Here is a 22,533-nt window from a genome sequence, read left to right on the forward strand (position 1 = left end):
TGACGGCGCGATCCTGAGGCTGGGTGGTACTGGTTACAATCGAAATCCGACGAGTGACACGACTTGTACACAATTGCGTAAGTTACTGTTTTTTGGGCGGAACTTAATGCTTTTTCGCTGGTCTTTATCTACTTAAGACAGGCCGTTTCCACCCGGAAACGGCCTTTTTTGTGGCTGATGAGTGGGCAGGGCAGCTACGCCGACCTGGCCATGATCAAACCGTTTTCGCTTGCCGCTTCGAGTCGAATCGCCACAAACTTCGACGTCGGCGTGTGGCTGCCATCTCCCGTGCTTTCCAACGGTACCAGAGGATTCACCTCCGGATAGTAAGCGGCTGCCTGTCCCGCCGGAATATCAAACGCCAGCAACGTAAAACCCTTCACCCGGCGCTCACGCCCATCGTCCCAGATTGAAACGATGTCCGCCTTCTGTCCAGGCTTGAAGCCCAGGCGAATGATGTCGGCTTCGTTGACAAACAGCACGTCGCGCTGCCCCTTGACCCCGCGATACCGGTCATCGAGCCCGTAAATAGTGGTGTTGTACTGATCGTGGGAACGCATCGACTGCATGATCAGATCCGGCAACACGCCCGTGGCGCGCGTTCGTTCGTGAACCAGGTCCTTGGGCAGGATATTGGGGCGGAAGCTGGCCCGGCCCGACGCCGTATTCCACTTGCGCGCTCCGGCGCTGTTGCCCAGGTAAAAACCGCCTGGATTCTTCACTTTCTCGTTGAAGTCCTTGAAACCCGGAATGGTATCGGCGATCAGGTCGCGAATGCGGTCGTAGTCGGCCACCAGCCAGCTCCAGTCCACGGGCCGGCTGCCCAGGGTCGCGGCGGCGATACCGGCGATGATCGACGGCTCCGAGCGCATCTGGTTAGACAGTGGCTGCAACTGGCCGTTGGAGGCATGGACCATGCTGAACGAGTCTTCAACGGTCACCGCTTGCGGACCTTCGGTCTGGATATCGATATCGGTGCGACCCAGGCACGGCAGGATCAGCGCGTCCTTACCGTGGGCCAGATGGCTGCGGTTGAGCTTGGTGCTGATCTGCACGGTCAGGTCGCAGCTGCTCAGCGCCTTAAAGGTGCGTGGGCTGTCCGGCGTGGCTTGGGCGAAGTTGCCGCCCAGGCCGATGAACACCTTGGCACGACCCTCGGCCATCGCATGAATTGCCTCGACCACGTTGTGGCCGCTCTCGCGCGGCACCTTGAACTGGAAGCGACGTTCGAGGGAATCGAGGAACGCCACCGGCGGGCGTTCGTTGATGCCCATGGTCCGGTCGCCTTGCACGTTGCTGTGGCCACGCACCGGACACAGGCCGGCGCCTGGGCGACCGATGTTGCCGCGCAGCAGCATCAGGTTGGCGATTTCCTGAATCGTCGGCACGGAATGACGGTGCTGGGTAATGCCCATTGCCCAGCACATGATCACGTTCTTGCCCGAGGCGTACATGCGCGCCGCTTGCTCGATTTCCACCAGGGCAAGGCCGGATTGCTCGACGATCTGCTCCCAAGGTGTGTCATCGATGGCGCCCATGTACTCCAGCACATTGACGCTGTGCTCATTGAGGAAGTCGTGGTCGAACACCGCGGGCCCGCCAGTCTTCTGCGCGTCGCGCTCCCATTGCAGCAGGAATTTGGCCATGCCGCGCAGCAAGGCCATGTCGCCGCCAAGCGCTGGCCGGAAGTACGCGGTATTGGTCGGCTTGTCGCCATTGGTGAGCATTTCGATCGGGTGCTGCGGATGCTGGAAACGTTCCAGCCCACGCTCTTTCAACGGGTTGACGCACACCACCTGGGCGCCACGCTTGACCGCTTCACGCAGCGGCTCCAGCATCCTGGGGTGGTTGGTGCCGGGGTTCTGGCCCCAGACAAATATCGCATCGGCGTGTTCGAAATCGTCGAACGTCACCGTGCCTTTACCCACGCCGACACTTTGCGCCAACGCCACGCCGCTGGCCTCGTGGCACATGTTCGAACAATCGGGGAAGTTGTTGGTGCCATAGGCGCGCACAAACAATTGATACAGGTAGGCCGCTTCGTTACTAGCGCGCCCCGAAGTGTAGAACTCGGCCTGATCCGGGCTCGACAGGCCCTGCAGGTGTTTGCCGATCAGGGCGAAGGCCGCTTCCCAGCTGATCGGCTTGTAGCGATCGGTCTCGGCGTCGTAGCTCATCGGTTCGGTCAGGCGGCCCTGATACTCCAGCCAGTAGTCGCTTTGCTCCAGCAGCGAGCTGACGCTGTGTTTGGCGAAGAATGCAGCATCCACCCGGCGCTTGGTCGCTTCCCAGTTCACAGCCTTGGCGCCGTTTTCGCAGAACTTCACCATGCCGCTTTCCGGGGAGTCGCCCCAGGCGCAACCCGGGCAGTCAAAGCCGCCGTTCTGGTTGGTCTTGAGCATCATGCGCAGGTTCTTCAGCGCGTTGTCGCTGGTCAGCCACGCCTGGGCCACACTGATCAGCGCGCCCCAGCCACCGGCCGGGCCTTTGTAGGGCTTGTAGCGGGGGACGGGTTTCTGGTCGGCTTGATGATGTTGGCTCACGTGAGGTTCTCCATCGCAGGGCTGTAGACCCGCGGCGCACTTTTCTGCGGCAGGTGGATGAGATTGAGGTTGTGTCGGCGCGCCCATTGCACAGCAAGTCCTGTGGGCGAAGACAGGCTGACGAGGGTCTGGATGCCTGCGCGCAACACTTTCTGGATCAGTTCGAGGCTGCAACGACTGGTGACGATCGCCAGCCCCGCGCCAATCGGGATGTCCTGGCGGATCAGGCCGCCAATCAGCTTGTCGAGGGCGTTGTGCCGGCCGATATCTTCGCGACCCAGCAGCAACTCGCCCCGATCATTCATGAACACCGCGGCATGTACCGCTCCGCAGTGTTGGCCAAGGGGCTGGAAAGCACCGATGCGCTGGCGCAAGCCGTCGAGCCAGGCAATCGGCGGCAATGGCGCCCCAGGCAATACTTTCAGGTCTGGCAGTGCCTGCTCGACCGCCTCCACTCCGCACAACCCGCAACCGCTGGTTCCGGCCAGTTGCCGGCGTTGCTGCTTGAGGTTCCAGAATGCACGGTTGGCGATAGTGACTTGCGCGTACTGCGCCGAGCCGGAGCCGCTGAGTTGCAGGTCGTAGATGTCGGCGGGGTCGTTGATGATGCCGCTGCCGAGGCTGAAACCGACGATGAAGTCTTCCAGGTCGGTTGGAGTCACCAGCATCACGGCCTGGCTGATGCCGTTGTAGGCAATCGCCAGCGCAACTTCCTCGGCCAGCTCGGTATGGGCCGATCCGGACGCATCAAGGTTGCTGTAGCTGTAGGTTTGACTCGCAGCGGGCGCGGGCGTTTCGAGGGCAGGCGCCGCGCAGGCTGGGCGCTTGGCGTTCATGGCATCACCACGGTTTGATCAGCTTTAAGCCTAGGCGCGTCAAACGGTCGCGTCTAATCGCTAATACTGATGTGCCGATAGATGGCGTCGATCAAGCGTCCGTGGATGATTTTTGATAAATCGCAAAACACGCCTCTGCCAGTGCCGATCGAGGTGCGCTGCGCCGCATGATCAAGCCCAGGCGCGCGAGAGTCTGGGCGTTTTCAATGGGTTGCAGGCGCAGATGATCGGTGAGGTTTTCCAGGCCGCCGTCCAGCGGCATCACGGCGCAACACAAGCCGCCGTGCACAGCTTGTAACAGTTGATGCACGGCGTCGGTCTGCAGCAGAGGCTGGGGACTGAGGCCACGACTGTGGAAATTGTGGTCGATGGATTGGCGAAAGTGCATGCCGCTGGTGAGCATGCCCAGCGGTAATTCGATCAACGACTCCCAACTCAGCGGCGCCTCGCTGAAACTGTAGAAGCGCTGATCGTAAAGCAGGCCCATGCGGGTTTCGCTGAAGGCCAGGGAGTCGAAACGCTCGCCGTCGAGGCGTTCCAGGTAAGACACGCCGAGGTCCAGGCGGTTGTTCGCCAGCTGTTCGAGAATTTGCTCGGAGCTCAATGCAGACAACTCGAAGCGCAGGTTCGGGTGTTCGGCATGCAGGCGCTGCATCAACGGCAATGGATCGAAACTCGATAATGGCACCACCCCCAGGCGCAGGGTGCCGACCAGATTGCCGCGACAGGCGGCCGCCTCGGCTTGCAGCCCGTCGTAGGCCGCCAGCACCGTGCGCGCCCACGCCAGCACTCGCTCGCCCGGCGCGGTAAAGCCTTCAAAGCGTTGGCCACGGTTGACCAGCGGTAATTCGAGCTCTTCTTCCAGGCTGCGCAAACGCATCGACAAGGTCGGTTGGGTGATGTGGCAGCGTGCGGCTGCCTGGCCGAAGTGTCGCGTTTCGTCGAGTGCGATGAGGAATTTCAGCTGCTTGATGTCCATCTTCGCTCCAGGGCGCAGGAAGGCGCCGATTCTAGCCCCTGGCGGGAAGCGGCGTCATTGGTCGGGTTGGAACCGCAGTGTGCAAGCTTGGTCTAGGCTTTTGCGTCTGGACCCTTTTATTACCATGGAGAGCACACGATGAGCCTTTTCAGTTTTCTCAAAGAAGCCGGTGAAAAAATCCTCGACGCACTGACGCCGGACAAGGCCGAAGCCAACAGCGAGGCGCTGACCAAGCACGTGAAGGATGCGCTGACGGGGATCGATACTTCGAAGATCCAGGTCAAGGTCGAGGGCGACAAGGTGATCGCCAGTGGTGAAGCCGCCACCCAGGAAGAGAAAGAAAAGATCCTGTTGTCCCTGGGCAACGTGGCGGGCGTCAGTGGTGTTGAAGACCAGATTACCGTGACCGGGCCAGTGATGGTGGCTGCGAAGTTTGTGGTGGTGGAGAAGGGCGATACGCTGAGCGCGATCTCCCTGCGGGTGTATGGCAATGCCAACCTGTACAACAAGATTTTCGAGGCCAACAAACCGATGCTCAAGGACGTGAACAAGATCTATCCGGGGCAGTCGTTGCGGATTCCTGAGTAAAGCTTTAGATCGCCATCGCGGGCAAGCGTTGCCCGCGATGCAGCCGAATCGGTCTAGAGACCGGCAACCAGATCCCGATAATCCTCAACCGCCGCAAACTCAGCCGTGTCCTTTGGGCCCTTGCGACTGTCCGGCTCCCGCACGGCCAGCAGATGTGCCACGCCAAAATCCCGCGCACTGCGCAAAATCGGCAGCGTGTCGTCAATAAACAGGCTGCGCGCCGGATCGAAGCCGATGTCCGCCTGCAGGGCGTCCCAGAACTGCGGATTTTCCTTGGGATAGCCGTAATCGTGGGAGCTGATCAGCCGCTCGAAGTAAGGCGCCAGTTCAATCCGTTCAAGCTTGAGTGACAGGGAATCGCGGTGGGCGTTGGTGATCATCACCACCCGCTTGCCGGCTTGTTTGATCGCCGCCAGGAACGTGTCCGCGTCCGGGCGCAGGGCGATCAGGTGCGCGGTCTCCAGTTTCAACTCGCGAACCGACAACTTCAGCTCGGTGCTCCAGAAATCCAGGCAATACCACTGCAACTGTCCGGCGTGGCGTTCGAACAGCGGCTGCAATTCCATCTCGGCCATGGCCAGGCTGACTCCGTGCAGCTGCGCATAGCGTTGCGGCAGGTGCTCCAGCCAGAAATGGTTGTCAAAATGCAGGTCCAGCAAGGTGCCGTCCATGTCCAGCAAAACGGTATCGATGTCATGCCAGGGCAGCAGGGACATAAAAAACTTCTCCAGCGGTAAAAAGGATATCCGGGGTCAACATTCAGGATAGGCCGGGTATAGTAACTCGCTATCACCCAGGAGCCGCTCATGCGCCAGAAACCTACCATCCTCGCTCGCGAGATCGTCGCCACCAGCCGCCTGTTCTGCGTCGAAGAGCTGAAGTTGCGCTTTTCCAATGGCGTCGAGCGCACTTACGAGCGACTGGTCGGCAAGGGCGCCGGCTATGGCGCGGTGATGATCGTGGCGATGCTGGATGCGGATCATGCGGTGCTGGTCGAGGAATACTGCGGCGGTACCGATGAGTACGAGATGTCGTTGCCCAAGGGTTTGATCGAGCCCGGCGAAGACGTGCTGGCGGCGGCCGAGCGCGAGCTCAAGGAGGAAGCCGGGTATGGCGCACGGCAGCTGGAACACCTGACCGAATTGTCCTTGTCGCCCGGCTACATGAGCCAGAAGATCCAGGTGGTGCTGGCCACGGACTTGTACGAGGAACGACTGGAAGGCGACGAGCCCGAGCCGATGGGCGTGAGCAAGGTCAACCTGCGCGAGCTGTCGGCGCTGGCGCAGAACCCGCAATTTACCGAAGGCCGTGCGTTGGCCGCGCTCTATCTGGCCCGGGATCTGTTGACGCAGCGCGGGGTGTACCAGCCATGAATTTCCCGCATCCATTGATGGCGCCCGTGATCGAACTGGCCTTGCTGGCAGGCGACGCCATTTTGCCGTTCTGGCGCACCGGCACGGCCGTGACTGCCAAGGCCGACGATTCACCCGTCACAGCAGCTGACCTGGCGGCTCACCATCTGATTCTGGACGGGCTGACCGCTCTGGACCCAAGCATCCCGGTGCTCTCTGAAGAAGACGCCAACATTCCCCAAAGCGTGCGCGCCGGCTGGCAGCGCTGGTGGCTGGTCGATCCGCTGGACGGGACCAAGGAATTCATCTCGGGCAGCGAGGAGTTCACTGTCAACATCGCCTTGATCGAGCAAGGCCGCGTGGTGTTTGGGGTAGTATCGATGCCGACCAATGGGCGCGTTTATGTCGGAGGCGCAGGCCTGGGGGCATGGCGTTCGGATAAAGGTGCCGAGCCTTTGCCTATTCAGGTTCGTCAGGTGCCGCCGGCAGGTGAAGCTTTTACCGTAGTCGCCAGCCGCCGCCATTCGAGCCCCGAGCAGGAGCGCTTGCTTGCAGGCTTGAGCGCGAGCCTGGGTGAGCTGGAGTTGGCCAACATCGGCAGCTCATTGAAGTTTTGCCTGCTGGCCGAAGGCGCGGCGGATTGTTACCCGCGCCTGGCGCCGACTTCGCAGTGGGACACGGCGGCGGCCCAGGGTGTGCTGGAAGGTGCCGGGGGCGAGGTGCTGGAGTTGAGCGGTAAAACGTTCAGTTACCCGGCGCGGGAATCGTTGTTGAACGGGTTTTTCCTGGCGCTGCCGGCCCAGGCATCCTGGCGACAGCAGTTGTTGAAACTGGCCCAGGGTTAACGATCGAAAACATCGCAGCCTGGTTGCACCGTAGGAGCTGCCGAGTGCAACGAGGCTGCGATCTTTTGATCTTAACGGTGCAAAACGTACTGCCCGCTAAACGTCACCGCATCCTCGCCACCCTCGGCATTCACAATCCGCGATTGCAGAGTCAGTCTCGCCCGCCCATACCGCCGGTACATCGCCAAAAATTTCTTCCACTGCGCCGCACCGGGCGCCTGGCAAATCGCAATCGCGTCCATGGTCACCGGCAGCGGATAACTGATTTGCCCTTCCTGAATCACGATGTGCCCGTCTTCAATGCCTTCCTCGCGCAGCCGCAGGTGCAACCAGCCCCACCCCGCCAGTACGGCGGCGCAATACAGGCTGCCGCCAAACATCGTGCTCTTGTGGTTGACGTTGGCCTCCAGCGGCAGGTGCAGACGTAACTGCTGGTCGTGCCAGTCGAGCACCTTGAGGCCCATGTCCCGCGTCAGGGGAATGTCGTGGTGCAGGATGCTTTCCAGGTGACGACTGTCGCGGCTCATGAACGCTCTCTTGTCTGTGGGCGGTGATTGGACGGTAGCTCAGTCGAGCTCGTCGGTGGCGGTGTGGGCGCCACCGTCGGCAAAGTTGAGCCCGTGCTTGCGTAGCTTGTCGTGCAGGGTTTTGCGCGGGATGCCCAGTGCTTCCGCCAGGCTGCGGACCGAGCTGTGGGAACGCGCGAGCTCGGCGGCGATCAGGCTCTTCTCGAAGTTTTCCACCTGTTCGCTCAACCCGCCACTGATCACCTCAACCGTGACCCCGGATGTCCCATCCAGTGTGCTGTTGTCCAGGGCCAGTTCCAGGCCCAGGGCGAAGCGCTCGGCGGCGTTTTGCAGCTCCCGTACGTTGCCTGGCCAGCTGTGACGCAATAGCAGGGCGCGTTGACCCGGTTGCAGTTCGTGGGGCGGCAGACCGTGGCGGGTGCTGGCCTCGTTGGCGAAATGCTGGAACAGCATCAGGGCATCTTCGCCGCGCTCGCGCAAAGGCGGGATGCGCAGCGGCGCCACATTGAGGCGGTAGTACAGGTCGGCCCGAAAACGGCCTTGGTCGGCAGACTGGCGCAGGTCTTCCTTGGTCGCAGCTATGACGCGGATGTCCAACGGGATCTGCTGGTTGCCGCCAAGCCGCTCAACCACGCGCTCTTGCAGCAGGCGCAGCAGCTTGACCTGCACATCCAGGCTCATGCTCTCGATTTCATCGAGAAACAGCGTGCCGCCGTTGGCGAATTCGAACTTGCCAATGCGGCGCTTCTGCGCCCCGGTGAAAGCGCCGGGCTCGTGTCCGAACAGCTCGCTCTCCACCACCGATTCAGCCAGGGCGCCGGCATTGATTGCCACGAATGGCCCGTTGCGACGACTCGACAGATCGTGCAGCGCGCGGGCGACCACTTCCTTGCCCGCGCCGGTTTCGCCAAGGATCAGCACGTCCGCCCGCGTGGCCGCCAAGGCACCGATCTGCTCGCGCAGGCGCGCCATTGGCGCTGAATGTCCAACCAGCCGTGCGCTCAACTCGTTGCGATCGCTCAGTGCCAGGCGCAGGCTGCGGTTATCCAGCACCAACCGGCGCAGGGCCAGCGCCCGGCGCACGCTGTCGAGCAGGGCATCGCTGGCAAAGGGTTTTTCCAGGAAGTCGTAGGCCCCGGCCCGCATCGCTTGCACCGCCAGCGGTACGTCGCCATGGCCGGTGATCAACAACACCGGCAGCTCCGGGTCCTGGGCATGCAGTTCGGTCAGCAGTTCGAGACCGTCCATGCCCGGCATGCGAATATCGCTGACCACCACGCCCGGCCAGTCTCGCTCCAGCTGCGCAGCCAGGCCCTTGGCTTCGGCCAGCGGCAGGATCTTCAGGCCGGCAAGGTCCAGCGTCTGGCTCAGGGCCTGGCGCAAGTGCGGATCGTCGTCGATCAGCACGACCTGGATGCGGTTGTCGATGGTCATGCACTTCGGTCCTCGGACGGTTGCAGGCTCACGCCCGGTGCGCCTGCGCGCAATTTCAAGGTAATCAGCGCGCCGCCTTCCTTGTGGTTGGAGAACGAAAGTTCACCACCGAAGGCGCGCATCAGTGTTTCGCAGATCGCCAGCCCCAGCCCCAGGCCCTGGGTGCGGGTCTTGGTGGTGTAGAAAGGTTCGCTGGCGCGGCCCAGGGCTTCCATGCAAAAACCCGGGCCATTGTCGCGAATGTACAGGTTGACGCCTTCGGCAGTGGATTGGGCACTCAGCCACAGTTTACGCGGCGGGCCTTTTTCCGTAAGGGCGTCCAGGGCGTTCGCCAGCAAATTGCCCAGCACCTGGCGCAGGCGGGTTTCGCCGGCTTCGACCCACAAGGTGGCGGCCGGCAAATCGCGGATCAGTTCGACCTCCATGCTGCGCCGGCGCTTGGCGAGCAGGGCCAGTGCGTCGTCCAGCGCCGGTTGCAGGGCCACGCTCTCCGGCGCATGGCGATCGCGGCGGGCGAACGCGCGCAGGTGGGCGATAATCGAGGCCATGCGTGCAGTCAGTTCACTGATCAGCTTGAGGTTGCCACGGGCATCGTCGGTGCGCTGGTGATCGAGCAGCACTTCGGCGTTTTCCGCATAGCTGCGGATCGCCGCCAGTGGCTGATTCAACTCGTGACTGATGCTGGCGGACATCGTCCCCAGTGCCGACAGCTTGCCGGCCTGTACCAGGTCATCCTGGGCGCGCACCAGCTCCTGCTGGGCCTGTTCGCGTTCCAGCACTTCCTCCTTGAGACGCCGGTTGAGCCCTTCGAGGTCGCTGGTGCGCTCGGCAACCCGGCCTTCCAGTTCACGACGGGCCTTGGCCTCGAAGGCGATCCGCTCCAGGTAATGGCGGCGGCGCTGCATCATCAGGCCGAGCAGCAGCATCAACACCAGCAGGGTGGCGCCGCCAATGGCAACGACCGTGCGCACCGGGCGGTCGATCAGGGTCCGCGGCGCGAGGATGTTCACCGTCCAGCCCGTCTCGTCGATCTGGTGGGACTGGGTCAGCCACGCATCGGGGTTGAGCTTGAGCGGCTGGGGATCGCGAGTGGGGTAGGGTTGGATCGCCGTGATCGCCTTGTTCTCCGCCTCGCTCAATGTGCGGGTCGAACGAAAGCGCCATTCCGGCCGTGAGGTGAGAATGACCACGCCATTTTGATCGGTGGCCAGCAGCTGTTCCGGGGTGTTGCCCCACAGGCTCTCGGTATGGTCGAGGTCAACCTTGACCACCAGTACGCCGATGATCTTTTCACCTTGGCGAACCGCCGCCGCAAAAAAATAGCCACGCTTGGCCGAAGTCGTGCCCAGGCCGAAGAAGCGCCCAAGACGACCGGCCATGGCTTCGCTGAAGTAGGGGCGGAAGGAAAAATTGCGCCCCACGAAGCTGTCGTGTTTGTCCCAGTTGGACGCCGCCAGGGTTTTGCCGGTGGTGTCCATCAGGTACATGACTTCGGCGCCGGTCTGGGCACTGATGTTTTTCAGCAGGCGGTTGGCGTTGCCTTGGCTCACGCCGTCGTCCGGCGCGCCCAGGACGGCGCGCAGGGCTGGAAGCTCGCCGAGAATTTGCGGCAGCACCTCATAACGGTGCAGGGTGCCCAACAGGTTGGCGACGTACAGGTCGAGCGTCTGGCGGTTCTGCCCGGCCAGTTCGCTGCGGTAATAGCGTTCGGCCAGATGCTCCAGCGGCCACAGCAACGGCGCCAGGCATAGCGCGAGCAGTGCGAGGCTGCGCCAGCGGGGTCTGCGGGGGAGAGTCGGGGTCATGAGGTCGAGCGCCTGTCGCGTTGATGGTCGGCATTCTTGCGCAAAGTGCCGGGTGGCGCGAGGGGTGTGTGATTGTGGGGGGTTGCGTATCGCCCCGAGCAATGGCGATATAAGCGCCTGATCAAATTCTCAGGGGTCGTTGTATGCCGCTCGCCACGTTGATTCATCGCGCCAGTTTGCCCAGCCCACAAGTGTCGGCCGAGGTTGCGCTTGGGCTGCTCGCAGAGCATTACGGGTTGAGCGGAACGCTGCGGGCCCTGGGCAGTCAGCAGGATCTTAATTACCGCGTCGACAGCGATCAGGGGCGCTTCGTCCTGAAAATCTGCCGCGGCGACTATGCCGTGCAAGAGCTGCAAGCCCAGCATGCAGGCCTCAAGCACCTGGCCGAAAAGGCCGGGGTGCAAGTGCCACGGGTTATTGGCGCCAGGAGCGGCGCGGACCTTCTGACCCTGCAAGTGGCCGATCAGACCGTGCATGTGCGTCTGCTGGGTTACATCGACGGCCAGCCGCTGACAGACCTCGATCACCTGCCCGGTGCCGTCGTTGCCGGGTTCGGGCGGCTCTGCGGCGAAATGGACCTGGCGCTGGCCGACTTCGATCACCCCGGCCTGACCCGCACGCTGCAATGGGATGCCCGTCACGCCAATGCGCTGATTGCGCACTTGCTGCCGGTGATCAAGGATGACACCCAGCGCCGGCAAATCGCCGATGCAGCGGAACGCGCCGAACGTCATCTGCAACCGCTGGTGGACAAGCTGCCGGTGCAGGCCATTCACATGGACATCACCGACGACAACGTGGTCTGGCAACGCGATGCTGATCGCCTGTGGCAATTGCAGGGCGTGATCGATTTCGGCGACCTGATCCGTACCTGGCGCATCACCGATCTGTCGGTGACCTGCGCGGCGCTGTTGCATCATGCCGGTGGCGATCCGTTTTACATCCTGCCGGCGGTGCAGGCGTATCACGCAGTCAATCCACTGGAGCACGCAGAGCTCCTGGCGCTGTGGCCGCTGATCGTGGCCCGCGCCGCCGTGCTGGTGCTCAGTGGCGAGCAGCAGGTGAGCATCGATCCGGGCAATGCCTACAGCCGTGACAACCTGACCCACGAGTGGGAAATCTTTCGCGTGGCCACTTCGGTACCGTTGGAATTGATGGAGGCGGCGATCCTGTCTGCGGTCGGTCAGCACCTGCCGGGCATTGGCGGCGAAGGGTTTGCCCCGCTGCTGCCGGGCCTGGTCGGACGGGAGTTTGCCCTGATTGACCTGGGCGTCCTGAGCCCGCATTTCGAAGCCGGCAACTGGGAGCAGCCAGGCATCGATCAGCGTCTGCTGGACGAGGCAGCCGCCGTGCATGAGCTGGCGGCCAGTCGCTACGGGCAATATCGCCTGTCGCGCACCCAGCCGGATTCGTTTCGCGAGCCGGACACTTGCCCGCTGCACGTCGAATTAAGGGTGCCCATGGGCACGGCGGTCGAGTCGCCGTTTGCCGGCATGGTCCATGAGCCCGAGCCGGGCGTGCTGCAACTCGATGGCCCGCAATTGAGCCTGCGGTTGTGGGGCGTCCAGCCGTCGCTGCACACGGGTGCGGCACTGGTCAAAGGCCAGGTGCTGGGTGCGGTGAACGGGCCGCTGCGGGTGCAGCTGTGTCGCGGCGCTTCGCTAAACGCGCCGTTGTTCTGCACACCTTCCCGCGCTGCCGCCTGGCAGGCGCTATGCCCGTCGCCGGCAAGCCTGCTGGGGCTGGCCTGCGATGCGGAGCAGGAGCTGGATTCGCAGACCCTGCTGGCGCGTCGCGAGGCCAGTTTCGCCCGTACGCAAAAACACTACTACGTCGACCCGCCGCGCATCGAGCGCGGCTGGCGCAATCACCTGATCGACATGCAGGGCCGCTCCTACCTCGACATGCTCAACAACGTTGCAGTCTTGGGCCATGGCCATCCGCGCATGGCGGCGGTCGCCAGTCGCCAGTGGTCGCTGCTCAATACCAACTCGCGTTTCAACTACGCGGCGGTCGCCGAGTTTTCCGAGCGACTGCTCAAGCTGGCGCCGGACTCCATGGACCGGGTGTTCCTGGTCAACAGCGGCAGCGAGGCCAATGACCTGGCCATCCGCCTGGCCTGGGCCTACAGCGGCGGGCGCGACATGCTCAGCGTGCTGGAGGCTTATCACGGCTGGACGGTGGGCGCGGACGCCGTTTCGACCTCGATCGCCGACAACCCCCAGGCCTTGAGTAGCCGCCCGGACTGGGTGCATCCGGTGACGGCGCCGAACACCTATCGCGGCGAATTCCGCGGCGCCGACAGCGCTCCCGATTACGTGCGCAGCGTCGAGCACCACCTGGCGAAAATCGCCGGGCAGCAGCGCCAGCTTGCCGGGTTCATTTGCGAACCGGTCTATGGCAACGCGGGCGGAATCTCGTTGCCGCCGGGTTATTTGAAGCAGGTCTACGCCCTGGTACGCGCCCAGGGTGGCGTGTGCATCGCCGATGAAGTGCAGGTCGGCTACGGTCGCATGGGCCACTTTTTCTGGGGGTTTGAAGAGCAGGGCGTGGTGCCGGACATCATCACCATGGCCAAGGGCATGGGCAACGGCCAGCCCTTGGGCGCGGTGATCACTCGCCGGGAAATCGCCGAAGCGCTGGAGGCCGAGGGCTATTTCTTCTCGTCGGCAGGTGGCAGTCCGGTGAGCTGCCAGATCGGCATGGCGGTGCTGGATGTGATGGAGGAAGAAAAACTCTGGGAGAACGCGCAGGTCGTGGGCGGGTACTTCAAGGAGCGACTCGAGGCCCTGATCGATATTCATCCGCTGGTGGGCGCGGTGCATGGTTCCGGGTTTTATCTTGGGGTGGAGCTGATCCGTAACCGCGAGACCCTGGAGCCGGCGACGCAGGAGACTACGGCGCTGTGTGATCGCCTGCGCGAGCTGGGGATTTTCATGCAGCCGACGGGGGATTATCTGAACGTGCTGAAAATCAAACCGCCGATGGTGACGTCGCGCCGGAGTGTGGATTTCTTCGTGGATATGCTTTCGAAGGTGCTTGCAGAGGGCCTTTGAGCCCGATGGCCATTGCGCTGTTGGGGGTGTGTTGGGGGAGTACGGGTGTGGGGTAATCCATGAACATCGATTTCTATCGGTGTTTTAAGCGTATTCATTCATCTTTTTTAAAAGTATTTGCTTTTAAAGCCGATTTTTATCGGCTATAAAGTCGCCATTGCCTCGGCATGGTGAAATTCCGCCTGGGCTTCCGCTTTCTGTCATGGGTCGTCGTCACACTCGACCCCAGCCGCTTGCCCAGGAGATGATTCATGAGTCGTATCGTTACCGTCGCCGCCACCCAGATGGCTTGTTCCTGGGACCTCGAGGCCAACCTCGAGACCGCTGAAAGGCTGGTCCGCGAGGCTGCAGCCAAAGGTGCGCAAATCATCCTGATCCAGGAATTGTTCGAAGCACCGTACTTCTGCCAGAAGCCGAACGCCGATTACCTGCAACTGGCCACCCCGGTCGAAGACAACGTCGCCATCAAGCACTTCCAGAAAATCGCCAGGGAGCTGCAAGTCGTGCTGCCGATCAGCTTCTACGAGCTGGCCGGCCGCGCACGCTTCAACAGCATCGCCATCATCGATGCAGACGGCAGCAACCTCGGGATTTATCGGAAAAGCCACATTCCGGACGGCCCCGGTTACCATGAAAAGTATTACTTCAACCCGGGCGATACCGGCTTCAAGGTGTGGAATACCCGCTACGCGAAAATCGGCGTGGGCATCTGCTGGGACCAGTGGTTCCCCGAGTGTGCCCGCAGCATGGCGCTGCAAGGCGCGGAAATCCTGTTTTACCCGACCGCCATCGGCAGCGAACCGCACGACAAGACCATCTCGTCCCGCGACCACTGGCAGCGTGTGCAACAAGGCCATGCCGGCGCCAACCTGATGCCGCTGATCGCCAGTAACCGTATCGGCAATGAAGAGCAGGACGGGTACGACATCACCTTCTACGGTTCGTCGTTTATCGCCAACCAGTTCGGCGAAAAGGTGCAGGAACTCAATCAAACCGAAGAAGGCGTATTGGTCCACAGCTTCGATCTGGACCTGCTGGAACATACCCGCAGTGCATGGGGCTCCTTCCGTGACCGCCGCCCCAACCTGTATGGTGCTATCAAAACCCTAGACGGTGCCCTGGAGTCCTGATCGTCATGACCACTTTAAACAGCACGCCCCGCGCCGATGGCTTCTACATGCCGGCCGAGTGGGCGCCACAAACCCAAACCTGGATGATCTGGCCAGAGCGCCCCGACAACTGGCGTCTGGGCGGCAAGCCGGCGCAGGCCGCCCACGTTGCAGTGGCCAAGGCCATCGCGCGTTTCGAACCGGTGACCGTGGCGGTCTCCGCCGGCCAGTATGAAAATGCCCGTGCGCGCCTGGACGTGCCGAATATCCGGGTCGTCGAGATGTCCAGCGACGACGCCTGGGTCCGCGACACCGGTCCGACTTTCGTGATCAACAACAGTGGCGAAGTTCGCGGCGTGAACTGGGACTTCAACTCCTGGGGCGGCTTCGACGGCGGCCTCTATTCGCCGTGGAACCGCGACTCGCAGGTCGGCGGGAAGATCCTCGAGATCGAACGCAGCCCGCGCTATCGCACCGAAGGTTTTGTGCTCGAAGGCGGCTCGATTCACGTCGACGGCGAAGGCACGCTCATCACCACCGAAGAGTGCCTGCTCAATCGCAACCGCAATCCACACCTGGACCGCGCTGACATCGAAGCGGTGCTGAGCGCCAACCTGGCTGTGGATAAAATCATCTGGCTGCCGGACGGTTTGTTCAACGACGAAACCGACGGTCATGTGGATAACTTCTGCTGCTACATCCGTCCGGGTGAAGTGCTGCTGGCCTGGACCGACGATCCGCAAGACCCGAACTACCCGCGCTGCCAGGCCGCAATGAAAGTGCTGGAAAGCGCCACTGATGCCAAGGGGCGCCCATTCACGGTGCACAAGATGCCGATTCCGGGGCCGCTGTACGCGACCGAGGAAGAATGTGCGGGCGTGGATCCGGTCGACGGCAGCCAGGAACGAAATCCTGGCGTTCGCCTGGCGGGTTCCTACGTGAACTTCCTGATCGTCAACGGTGGCATCATCGCCCCAAGTTTCGACGACCCGCTGGATGGTCCCGCGCGGGAAATCCTGCAGAGCCTGTTCCCCCAGCACGAAGTGGTGATGGTGCCGGGGCGTGAGTTGTTACTGGGCGGCGGCAACATTCACTGCCTTACCCAACAGCAGCCGGCGCCGCACAACGAGTGAGTGGGGTTGTAACAGATTGAGTTGACTGGAAAAATTTCAACTCGACGATTTTCCTGCTGGCTGACACGAGAGGCCCGCCGTCCATCAGGACCGCGGGCTTTTTTATGTCCGCTCATCGACAACGTCAACACATTGGCACAGCTCTTGTATCGGTTATGGGGTTAAACAAGGAGGGGAGAACTGCGATGTTCTGTCACAAACCTTGGATAAGTTAGCCGCTCATATACCGGGAGAGAGCGCGGAGATGAACGCCGAAGTAAATGTAGTGAGCGAGCAGGCGTCGCATCCCCTGGCAGTCAACAACGAATCGCTCCAGCTCCTGGCGCACTGGTTGAAATCCAATGGAACGCGTCAGATCAGGGAACCTGATCCGCGCCGGATGATGATCGAGCGCTACCCCGCTGGTTTATTCAGCGAAGCGGAACTGGAAGCGTTGTGGGATGTGATGGAAGGATAAGAAGAAAACAACGGATTGATAAAAGCGCTGCCGGGATGGCGGCGCTTTTTTTTTGCTTTTTAAACGCAGAAGATCAAGTGTGGGAGCGAGCCTGCTCGCTCCCACAGGTTGCGCAGTGTTTAAAAACTGTAGGTCCCCGTCACAACCAGGCTACGCGGCGCCCCCGGCTGAATCTGAAACTGACTCGTCGCTGACTCGTAATATTCCTTATCCGCAATATTGTTCAACGCCGCCCGCAGATCCCAATCCTTCTGCCGGAACCCGGCCAATGCATCCCACCGACCATAGCCCGGCATCATCACGGTGTTGAGGTTATCGGCATACCGATCACCCACCAGCGTCAAACCGGTTTCCGCGTACCAACCCATCTCCGGTTTCCAGGTCACGAACAGGCTGCCATTACGCTTGGCCACGTCACTGATGCGCTTGCCCTCGAAGCCGTTGTTGTCCTTCTCCACCGTCGCATCCTGAATGCCCACACCACCGCGCACATACCAGTTGCCGGTGATACGGCCGCTTCCGGTCAGCTCGATGCCGCGGGAGCGTTGCTTGCCGGTGAGCAAGGTGATGGTCGGATCCAGCGGGTCGCTGGTGCGGCGGTTGTAGAGTTCCAGTTCATAGATCGCCAGGGTGGTGCTCAGCCGGTCGTCGAGCCAGTCGGACTTCACGCCGATTTCCTTTTGTTTGGTCAGCTCGGGACTCAGGTCATTGCCGTTACCGCTGGCGCCCGGCGTGATGCCGATCAAACCTCCGCCCACCGGCGAGAAGGTCTTGGACCAGGACGCATAGAAGGAATGATCCCGCAGCGGCGTCCACACCAGGCCTACACGTGGGCTGGTGCTGTGGCTGTCACGGTCTTCGGAAATGTTGCGCAGCTGGTTGGTCGATTCGATATCGAAGGTGTCGTAGCGCAGGCCGGCCAATACCTGCCATTGGTCGTTCAGGCGCAGCTGATCCTGCACGTACACCGCGCGGCTCTCGACTTCGGTGTGGTTGTTGCTCGCCACCTGCATGCGCCCGGTATGGCGCAGTTCACGGTTGGGGTTAAACAGGTCGAGTGCCGGCACCGGTGAGCTGCCTGGCCCGGAGGTAGCAGCGTTGTACAGCGTCGGATCACGGCGCTGGCTGCCCACTTCAATACCGGTGAGCAACCGGTGTTCCAGGCCGAAGGTGTCGAACCCACCTTCCAGCTCGACGTTGTTGAAAACGTTACGGGTGGTCAGGTCCTGTTGCCAGTGCTGGCGCGTGACCTGGTTAGTGGCCGGGGTGTAGCCGGTCTGGTAGGTGTTATCAAAATCACTGTTGAGCTTGAATACGCCCAGGGTATGGCGAAGCTGCCAGTTATCGCTGAGTTCGTAGCTGAGTTTGGAGCGCAGGGATTGCGACTTGTCGTCGATGAAATCGTGATCGCTGCCGTAGGTGGTATCCCGTCCTACATCTGCCGGGCGGCCATTCACCCCAGGCACGCCACGGTCGGGGGTGCGGTTGTAACGGCTGTACTCGTATTGCACCAGCCAGTTGAGGTCCGGGGTCAACTGCCAGCTCATCGATGGCGCGAACAGTTGGCGATTGCCGCTGACGCCATCGCGGAAGCTGTTTTCGTCCATATTGCCCATGTTCAGGCGCAGGCTGATGTTATCGGTTGGATCGGTGCTCAGGTCGGCGTACAGGCTGCGCAGGTCTTCGCTGCCGCCTTGCGCTTCAATGGTCGAGCGGCGGCCGAATTCCGGCTGTTTGCTGACCCGATTGACGATCCCGCCCTGGCTACCCCGGCCATACAGCACCGCTGCCGGGCCTTTGAGTACCTCGATCTTCTCGATATTGTGCAGGTCGCGCACGTACTGGCTGTCGTCACGAATGCCGTCGAGGTAAAAGTCATTGCTGGCGTCGAAGCCGCGAATGCGCAGGCTATCAAAACGGGTGTCAGCGCCACTGCTGACGTTGGGGATGCCACTGAGTGCCGTGCCCAGGTCGTTGGTGCCGTAGTCCATCACGTTCGCGGTTTTCACCGAGTCGATGGCCTGGGGAACGTAGCGCACTGGTGTCGCCGTGCGGGTCGCCGTGCTGGTTTCCTTCACTCGCGGGTCATCGGCCTCAGTTTCAGCGCTGATGGAAGTCGCCGGTAATGTGGTCGGTGCGGCGTAGGAAAAACCGGCAGAAAGCACAGCTGAGAGACCCAAGCTGAAGGGCACAAGGCGAAAAGGGGCAGGCATTTGGAAGGCGCGTCCGTAAGATTTTTGGGATGTGGCTAAAACGGCGCAAATGATAATGCGTGCTATTTACTTTCGATAATTATTCCTGAAAAGTTCCCTGGTTCGATTGTTACTAATCATGTCGGAAACATTACATTGATGATTCCTTAGACTTTTTTCGCCTATTCACAGACGATTCTTCAAATTGACACACCGTCAAGGGCGCGGCTAGGATTCGCCCCAACGCCTGTGGCCAACCGCCATGACCGACAAAATAATAAAAGGCCCGCCTCGATTTCTCGTGGGCGGGCCTTTTTGTTTTGCGTTGAAAAAAGAGCGCAACAGCGCCGTTTCAGCCGTTCGGCACAGCGCGTACCAACCGCTTATAAGGAAAAGAACAAAATGTTGAACAAGCGTATCAGCCTGATCGCTCTGGGGATGTTGAGTGCTACACAGGCCATGGCTAACGACCAGGCCGAATCCAAGGGTTTTGTTGAAGACAGCAGCCTCAAAGTGCTGCTGCGCAACGCCTACATCAATCGTGACTACAAAGACGGCAATCCGGACAAGGCCGAATGGGGCCAAGCGGCCATCGGCACCTTCTCGTCCGGCTTCACCCAAGGCACCGTTGGTGTCGGTGTTGACGCCTTCGGCCTGTACGCACTGCGCCTGGACGGCGGCAAAGGCCGCAGCGGCGCTGGCGGTATCGATTTCTTTAAACAAGGTGACAGCGGCGCTGCGGCTGACGACCTGTCCAAGGCGGGTGCTGCGGTCAAATTCCGTCTGTCCAGCACCACGCTGACCTACGGCGACCAGATGCCGGCCCTGCCGGTACTGAGCTACGACAACTCGCGCCTGCTGCCGGAAAGCTACACCGGCACCCTGATCACCTCCAAGGAGATCAAGGGCCTGGAGCTGAACGCCGGTCGTTTCACCGCCGAATCGCGCAAGAGCGCTGAAGGCCGTGACAGCGGTGGCCTGAAGTCGATCAACGTATTGGGCGGCAGCTACCAGTTCACCGAGCAATTCAAGGCTGCGGTCTACGCTTCCGACGTTGAAGACGTGTTGAAGAAACAGTACCTCAACGCCAACTACGTGTTCCCGATCGACAAGGATCAGTCCCTGACCCTGGACTTCAACGGCTATCGCACCAAGCTGGAAGACTCCTACGTCCGTGACAGCGGCGCCACCGGCGACGACAACAAGATCTGGAGCCTGGCGGCCACTTTCGCCACCGGCCCGCACTCGTTCACCATCGCCCACCAGCGCAGCACCGGCGACAGCAACCTGGGCTACGCCTACGGCGGCTATCAGCGCGGCCAAGGTCGTGTGGGTGACGGCGGCAACACCATCTACCTGGCGAACTCCTACTGGTCCGACTTCAATGCTGAAGACGAACGCAGCTGGCAGCTGGGCTACGGCCTCGACTTCGGCACCTTCGGCGTGCCAGGCCTGAGCTACAACTTCGCCTACGTGCGCGGCGACAACATCACCACTTCCACCAGCGAAGGCGGCACCGAGCGCGAAATCTTCAACCAGTTCAAATACGTCGTCCAAAGCGGCCCGGCCAAAGACCTCAGCGTGAAACTGCGCAGCTCGATCCTGCGGGTATCGCAGAAGTCGAGCGAGTACAACGTCAGCGGCAACGAAGTGCGTGTGTTCGTGGATTACCCGATCAACATTTTCTGATGCGGATTTGAGTTTTCGAACATCAAAAAACCCCGACTGGTTCGGGGTTTTTTTATTTCCGGGCGTTGGGTTTTTGTCCGCAGGGTGTCATGTCGCTGAAATCGTACTTCGAGAACACGTGTCGCGAACATGTCGTCGGCGGCGACACGTTCCAATAACGTGTCGCAAAAAGTGGAAAATGATTGATTACCCGACGTAACTAATGATGTTCCCGTCCCCATCTTTATCCCCTGCACCCAACTCCCTACATTGAGCTCCAACACCTACCCATCATTCCGAGGGCAGGTCACTGGAGATTCCTTATGCCTTTCGTCAGCGTTCGCATTACCCGCGATGGCGTTACCCCAGAGCAGAAAGCTCAGGTGATCGCCGAAATCACCGAAACCCTGGAACGTGTCCTCAACAAACGCCCGGACCTGACCCACATCGTGATCGAGGAAGTCGACACCGATAACTGGGGCTACGCCGGCATGACCACCACTGCGTACCGAAAACAACTGGCCGAAGAGGAGGGCAAGTCATGACCGCGTCGGTCACCGTCGATTTCGTCTCCGACGTGGTGTGCCCCTGGTGCGCCCTGGGCGCCACGGCGCTGGAGCAAGCGATCGCGAATGTGGCAGGTGAAGTCTCGGTGCAGCTCACCTACAAACCCTTCGAATTGAACCCCGACATGCCGGCAGCCGGCGAGAAAGCCGTAGAGCACCTGATGCGCAAATATGGTCGCACCGCCGAGGAAGTCGCCGCCGGCAAGGCCATGCAAATCGCTCGCGGCGAAGCCATCGGCTTCAAGTTCGACCTGGAGAAACGCAGCCACTTCTACAACACCTTCGATGCACACCGCCTGCTGTTGTGGGCCTTGCAGCAAGGGCGGCAAATCGCACTGAAGAAGGTCCTGCTGCGCGCCTACTTCGCCGAGGGCCAGAACCCCAGCGATCAGCAAACCCTGGTGCGCCTCGCGGTGGAAGCCGGGCTGGATGAGGACGGAGCACGTGAAGTACTGACGTCCGGCGCTTTCGCCAGCGAAGTGCGCGAGCTGGAAGGTTTTTACCGCCAGCACGGCATCAACTCGGTGCCGGCCATGGTGCTCAACGGTCGTCACCTGGTGTCCGGTTCACAGTCGGTCGAGTACTACGAACAGATGTTGCGACAGATGGCCAACGCCCCCGCTGAAGCCTGATTACTTACTTTTCAAACCATCATTTCTGAGTAGAGGTTCATCATGAGCAATTCGAGAAAAGTCATCGTTATTACTGGCGCATCCCAAGGCCTCGGCGCCGGCATGGTCAAAGCCTTCCGTGATCTGGACTATCAGGTGGTTGCCACTTCGCGGTCGATCAAACCCTCCACCGATCCGGACATCCTCACCGTGGCCGGCGACATCGGCGAACCTGAAGTCGCTCAACACGTCATCCGCGAAACCATCGCCCGTTTCGGCCGCATCGACACCCTGGTCAACAACGCCGGGATCTTCGTCGCCAAACCGTTCACGGACTACACCGCCGAAGATTACGCCGCCGTGCTGTCGGTGAACCTCAATGGCTTCTTCTACATCACCCAACTCGCCATCACCGAGATGGAAAAGCAAGGCAAGGGGCACGTGGTCAACATCACCACCAGCCTGGTCGATCATGCGATCGATGGCGTGCCTTCGGTACTGGCGTCGTTGACTAAAGGCGGCTTGAACGCGGCTACCAAATCCCTGGCCATCGAGTACGCCAAACGCGGGATTCGGGTGAATGCGGTCTCGCCCGGCATCATCAAGACACCGATGCATGGTGAAGAGACTCATGCGGCGTTGGGGAGCCTGCACCCGATGGGGCACATGGGCGAGATCGATGATATTTCGCAGGCTGTGGTGTATCTGGACAGCGCCAAGTTTGTTACTGGCGAGATTTTGCATGTTGATGGTGGGCAGAGCGCTGGGCACTGAGGTTTGATTTTTCAGGCTGTGGAAACGACAAAGCCCTCGCCAGGTAATGCGAGGGCTT

19 protein-coding genes are annotated in these 22,533 nt (G+C 61.1%); 11 read left to right on the top strand and 8 right to left on the bottom strand.

Going from position 1 to position 22,533, the window contains the following annotated elements; all coding sequences use genetic code 11:
- Positions 1-194: 194 nt before the first annotated feature.
- The 3 genes from EQV97_RS15705 to EQV97_RS15715 form a co-directional block, all read right to left on the bottom strand.
- Positions 195-2,543 carry an FdhF/YdeP family oxidoreductase gene (locus EQV97_RS15705; RefSeq protein ID WP_122840742.1) on the bottom strand — a complete coding sequence of 783 codons (2,349 nt, stop codon included), beginning with the start codon at positions 2,541-2,543 and terminating at the stop codon, positions 195-197.
- Entirely contained in the window at positions 2,540-3,379 is an 840-nt protein-coding gene (gene fdhD / locus EQV97_RS15710) for a formate dehydrogenase accessory sulfurtransferase FdhD (RefSeq protein WP_225569239.1), read from the bottom strand. The genes EQV97_RS15705 and fdhD overlap by 4 nt, the downstream gene beginning before the upstream one ends.
- Positions 3,380-3,470: 91 nt before the next feature.
- The gene (locus tag EQV97_RS15715) at positions 3,471-4,358 is read right to left on the bottom strand and encodes a LysR family transcriptional regulator (RefSeq protein WP_045061330.1); all 888 of its coding nucleotides are present in this window, start codon (positions 4,356-4,358) and stop codon (positions 3,471-3,473) included.
- A 138-nt stretch (positions 4,359-4,496) separates the two neighbouring features.
- Between EQV97_RS15715 and lysM the strand changes: the two genes are divergently transcribed.
- Entirely contained in the window at positions 4,497-4,946 is a 450-nt protein-coding gene (gene lysM, locus EQV97_RS15720) for a peptidoglycan-binding protein LysM (RefSeq protein WP_045061331.1), read from the top strand.
- Positions 4,947-4,999: 53 nt separating this feature from the next.
- Here lysM and yrfG read toward each other — a convergent pair whose 3' ends face one another.
- A complete protein-coding gene (yrfG, locus tag EQV97_RS15725) occupies positions 5,000-5,662 on the bottom strand; it encodes a GMP/IMP nucleotidase (protein WP_122840740.1) in 663 nt (220 codons plus the stop codon).
- Between the two features lie 90 nt (positions 5,663-5,752).
- Here yrfG and nudE point away from each other — a divergent pair, with 90 nt between their 5' ends.
- Both nudE and cysQ read left to right on the top strand, forming a co-directional pair.
- Positions 5,753-6,319 (top strand): ADP compounds hydrolase NudE, encoded by a 567-nt coding sequence (gene nudE, locus EQV97_RS15730; RefSeq protein ID WP_045061333.1) that lies wholly within the window; start codon positions 5,753-5,755, stop codon positions 6,317-6,319.
- Positions 6,316-7,143 (top strand): 3'(2'),5'-bisphosphate nucleotidase CysQ, encoded by an 828-nt coding sequence (gene cysQ, locus EQV97_RS15735; RefSeq protein ID WP_225569240.1) that lies wholly within the window; start codon positions 6,316-6,318, stop codon positions 7,141-7,143. Before nudE ends, cysQ begins: the two co-directional genes overlap by 4 nt.
- A gap of 71 nt (positions 7,144-7,214) precedes the next feature.
- Here cysQ and EQV97_RS15740 read toward each other — a convergent pair whose 3' ends face one another.
- Genes EQV97_RS15740 through EQV97_RS15750 form a run of 3 tightly spaced genes read right to left on the bottom strand, consistent with a single transcriptional unit; the run spans position 7,215 to position 10,909 of the window.
- A complete protein-coding gene (locus EQV97_RS15740) occupies positions 7,215-7,670 on the bottom strand; it encodes a YiiD C-terminal domain-containing protein (protein WP_240889223.1) in 456 nt (151 codons plus the stop codon).
- A gap of 39 nt (positions 7,671-7,709) precedes the next feature.
- Positions 7,710-9,104: a sigma-54 dependent transcriptional regulator gene (locus tag EQV97_RS15745; RefSeq protein WP_240889224.1), complete on the bottom strand. Its 1,395-nt coding sequence runs from the start codon at positions 9,102-9,104 to the stop codon at positions 7,710-7,712.
- Positions 9,101-10,909: an ATP-binding protein gene (locus tag EQV97_RS15750; RefSeq protein WP_045061337.1), complete on the bottom strand. Its 1,809-nt coding sequence runs from the start codon at positions 10,907-10,909 to the stop codon at positions 9,101-9,103. Before EQV97_RS15750 ends, EQV97_RS15745 begins: the two co-directional genes overlap by 4 nt.
- Positions 10,910-11,052: 143 nt before the next feature.
- Between EQV97_RS15750 and EQV97_RS15755 the strand changes: the two genes are divergently transcribed.
- From EQV97_RS15755 to EQV97_RS15770, 4 genes are all read left to right on the top strand, one after another.
- Positions 11,053-13,965: an aminotransferase gene (locus EQV97_RS15755; RefSeq protein WP_240889225.1), complete on the top strand. Its 2,913-nt coding sequence runs from the start codon at positions 11,053-11,055 to the stop codon at positions 13,963-13,965.
- Between the two features lie 251 nt (positions 13,966-14,216).
- The gene (gene aguB / locus EQV97_RS15760; RefSeq protein WP_122840734.1) at positions 14,217-15,095 is read left to right on the top strand and encodes an N-carbamoylputrescine amidase; all 879 of its coding nucleotides are present in this window, start codon (positions 14,217-14,219) and stop codon (positions 15,093-15,095) included.
- A 5-nt stretch (positions 15,096-15,100) separates the two neighbouring features.
- Positions 15,101-16,207, top strand: coding sequence for an agmatine deiminase (gene aguA / locus EQV97_RS15765; RefSeq protein WP_240889226.1), 1,107 nt, complete (start codon positions 15,101-15,103; stop codon positions 16,205-16,207).
- 244 nt (positions 16,208-16,451) lie between these two features.
- On the top strand, positions 16,452-16,664 hold the full coding sequence (locus EQV97_RS15770; RefSeq protein ID WP_045061341.1) for a hypothetical protein: 213 nt from the start codon (positions 16,452-16,454) through the stop codon (positions 16,662-16,664).
- 119 nt (positions 16,665-16,783) lie between these two features.
- Here EQV97_RS15770 and EQV97_RS15775 read toward each other — a convergent pair whose 3' ends face one another.
- Entirely contained in the window at positions 16,784-18,877 is a 2,094-nt protein-coding gene (locus tag EQV97_RS15775; RefSeq protein ID WP_240889227.1) for a TonB-dependent siderophore receptor, read from the bottom strand.
- A gap of 381 nt (positions 18,878-19,258) precedes the next feature.
- Here EQV97_RS15775 and EQV97_RS15780 point away from each other — a divergent pair, with 381 nt between their 5' ends.
- The 4 genes from EQV97_RS15780 to EQV97_RS15795 all read left to right on the top strand — a co-directional run bounded on the left by EQV97_RS15780 (position 19,259) and on the right by EQV97_RS15795 (position 22,475).
- Complete coding sequence (locus tag EQV97_RS15780) at positions 19,259-20,545, top strand: OprD family porin (RefSeq protein ID WP_122840730.1); 1,287 nt, start codon at positions 19,259-19,261, stop codon at positions 20,543-20,545.
- 302 nt (positions 20,546-20,847) lie between these two features.
- Positions 20,848-21,069, top strand: coding sequence for a 4-oxalocrotonate tautomerase family protein (locus EQV97_RS15785; RefSeq protein WP_045061344.1), 222 nt, complete (start codon positions 20,848-20,850; stop codon positions 21,067-21,069).
- The gene (locus EQV97_RS15790; protein WP_240889228.1) at positions 21,066-21,722 is read left to right on the top strand and encodes a DsbA family oxidoreductase; all 657 of its coding nucleotides are present in this window, start codon (positions 21,066-21,068) and stop codon (positions 21,720-21,722) included. Before EQV97_RS15785 ends, EQV97_RS15790 begins: the two co-directional genes overlap by 4 nt.
- A gap of 42 nt (positions 21,723-21,764) precedes the next feature.
- Complete coding sequence (locus EQV97_RS15795; protein ID WP_240889229.1) at positions 21,765-22,475, top strand: SDR family NAD(P)-dependent oxidoreductase; 711 nt, start codon at positions 21,765-21,767, stop codon at positions 22,473-22,475.
- Positions 22,476-22,533 lie beyond the last annotated feature (58 nt).

It is taken from the genome of Pseudomonas sp. TMW22090 (genome assembly GCF_022496665.1).
GTDB classification, from domain to species: Bacteria; Pseudomonadota; Gammaproteobacteria; order Pseudomonadales; family Pseudomonadaceae; genus Aquipseudomonas; species Aquipseudomonas gregormendelii.